The organism is Solidesulfovibrio aerotolerans, from assembly GCF_009856865.1.
In the GTDB taxonomy this organism is placed as follows: domain Bacteria; phylum Desulfobacterota; class Desulfovibrionia; order Desulfovibrionales; family Desulfovibrionaceae; genus Solidesulfovibrio; species Solidesulfovibrio aerotolerans.
Window position 1 is genome coordinate 1 of sequence record NZ_WVUD01000106.1, and the last position, 2,394, is coordinate 2,394.

Annotated in this window: 5 protein-coding genes; 4 read left to right on the forward strand and 1 reads right to left on the reverse strand. The window is 55.3% G+C overall.

Annotation, left to right across the window (positions count from 1 at the left end):
* On the forward strand, nt 1-231 hold a 231-nt coding region (locus GTA51_RS20240), incomplete at its 5' end, for a thioredoxin domain-containing protein (RefSeq protein ID WP_160964289.1).
* A gap of 152 nt (nt 232-383) precedes the next feature.
* Here the strand turns inward: GTA51_RS20240 and GTA51_RS20245 are convergent.
* On the reverse strand, nt 384-602 hold the full coding sequence (locus GTA51_RS20245; RefSeq protein WP_246198262.1) for a hypothetical protein: 219 nt from the start codon (nt 600-602) through the stop codon (nt 384-386).
* A gap of 240 nt (nt 603-842) precedes the next feature.
* Here GTA51_RS20245 and GTA51_RS20250 point away from each other — a divergent pair, with 240 nt between their 5' ends.
* The 3 genes from GTA51_RS20250 to GTA51_RS20785 form a co-directional block, all read left to right on the forward strand.
* Nucleotides 843-1,922: a tetratricopeptide repeat protein gene (locus tag GTA51_RS20250; protein WP_160964290.1), complete on the forward strand. Its 1,080-nt coding sequence runs from the start codon at nt 843-845 to the stop codon at nt 1,920-1,922.
* 18 nt (nt 1,923-1,940) lie between these two features.
* Entirely contained in the window at nt 1,941-2,186 is a 246-nt protein-coding gene (locus tag GTA51_RS20255) for a hypothetical protein (RefSeq protein WP_246198263.1), read from the forward strand.
* Nucleotides 2,176-2,394, forward strand: a 219-nt coding sequence (locus tag GTA51_RS20785; protein ID WP_211922681.1) for a hypothetical protein, incomplete at its 3' end; no start/stop codon positions are given. The genes GTA51_RS20255 and GTA51_RS20785, both read left to right, overlap by 11 nt.

Consider the following 2,394-nt stretch of genomic DNA (forward strand, 5'->3'; position numbering starts at 1 on the left):
TGGACCCGGGAAATGGGCGGCCTGTGGTTTCCGGTGGCCTCGGATTTCTGGCCCCACGGCGGACTGGCCAAAAAGCTCGGCATCCTGCGCAGCGACGGAACCGCCGAACGCGCCCTGATTCTGGTCGACAAATGTGGCATCATCCGGTTCCTCGACGTTCATGACATAAACGTCAGACCAGACCTCGGACCGCTCATCGAAGCCATGAAAAAGACGCACGACGGCCAATAACCGCTGCGAAACCCGGCGGCTGCGGCTGCAGCATGCCCGGGCGAAACAGCAGTCATATTCTTTGTGTCATAAGCCGCACACCCAAAAAGTGGACCGCCCCAGGTCGCACCCTTGGTCGCCGGCTACGTGAGATAAATAACTTTGCGCGGTGTCTATCCGCGTCCAAGCCGGCAAGGCTCCTGAGCCACGTCCAGGTATTCCTGAACCAACGTCAGCATGGCGGCCCAGGAAGGAGCATCCATACCTCGTTGCCGCAGTTCTCGCGCCTGATCCTCGAGGCCGGCTTTCCGCAGGGAGACGACGGCGGCAAGGTGCAGGTCGTACATGTCGGCGAACTGGCCGGTGCGCATGGAGAAGATGGGCTTGGTCATGGTCGCATAGGCAGTTCAGAAAACATTGCCTTCCTCGAACAGGAACTGCTATGGTCCTCTTCTTAGGAATAAGGTCGGCGCGTAGACTGTTCCACTTGGTTTATGCGGCCGCCAATGCCCGTATGAAAATGCCTGAGGTTGCCGTATTTTGACTGATTCCATGGCGATTCCCAAGGCTCGAATCATGCATCAGACCTCCAACCATCGTTCACGCGCCTCTTTCGGCCAACCGAGTGCACCATGGAAACGCAGAATATCTCCATCGCTATTTTAAGCAACAATCTGCATCATGCGACCAGAGACAAAAAAAATTGTCTCCGACTCAACGTCAAAAATGTTCTGATAAGCGATGAACTCGAACACCTGCTACAACCGATTCAGGAAGACGAAGTTCATCTGGTGCTCATCGACTCCGCTGTCAAGGGAATGGATGGCTGGTCTTGTCTGCGCGCCTTGCGCAAGGCCACACGATCAAAGCTGTTGCCAGTCATCATGGTCACAGCAGAGAGCAATCTTCAAAATGTCGTGAAAGCTATTGCGGCTGGATGCAACGGCTATATCATTCGCCCATATTCAATTACCACGTTTGAACGTCATCTCCAGATGGCTATGGAGACGACTAGCATCGACGAAGTGGAGAGGGAGCAGTTGGATGTCGCCAACGAGTTGGTGAGCCATGGCCGCTTTGACGAGGCCTTGGAGGAATTTTCTGAGATTATCGAAGAAGAGAATGAGTCGCTGCTGTGGTTTAACAAAGGCATGGATTATCTGCACCACCAAAAGTACGGCAAGGCCATCATCGCCTTTAACAAGGCCGTGGCTCTCAATTCCATGTACGCCGAAGCCTACAAGGGCATGGCGCATGCCTACAAGGGCAAGGGCGATATCGCAAACTATCAGGCATTCCTTGACAAATCAGCCGAAATTCTGGCGCTCCAGGATCGCCTCGCCGAACTCAAGGAACTTTTTGCCGAGATCCTCGAAGCCAATCCCGATGCCATCAATCCGTATAATTCCCTGGGCATCGACCTGCGCAAAAAAGGCGACTACGCCGGGGCCATGCACGCCTACGCCCAGGCTCTGGCGCTCACGCCCAAGGATGAAAACCTCCGGTACAACATCGCCAAGGCCTGCATTTTTGCCAAGGACTATGCCCAGGCCATCGAGCATCTCGAAAAAGCCTTGACCATCCGCGATCCCTTCCCCGAAGCCGCTCAATTGCTTGCCAAATTACGCGCCAAGCAATACGATCAGATTGCTTCTTCCCCCAAAACGGTTGCGAACGAAGCCGGCCAGGGCAGCCTGACCATGGACGTCTGAGGACGGACCCCTGGGCCCATGACGCAGGACAACCGGATATCCGGCATTTTTTCCATGAAAACCACCCTCAAGGTTGGTTTCGGCGGCACGAAACACGCATCCCTCTCCGAGACGTACTGGTTCGTCAAGGAAACCGGAGACGACGCTTTCGAAGTGCAAAGCCTGGATATGGATTTCAAGCGCCAGGGCAAAACCGTCGCCATCGACAGGGCCAAGTTGTTTGAAGACTATCACCTTGAACTGGACTTGAGCTATGTTGACTGAGTTGCAAGGCAAGGCTGCGGATGGGACTTTAGCCAAGACCATGGCCGCATATGTTCGGTGGTTGGCTCCGCAGATGGAGAAGCTCAAGGCCACCTTGCCCGCCAGGAAGACTGCTCTGCGCGAAGAGATCAGCGGGCAGCTCGCCGTTCATTCCCGCACCCCTGACATCATCGCGGGGCGGCTTCGACTGCCCTTTTCATCGCCTCGG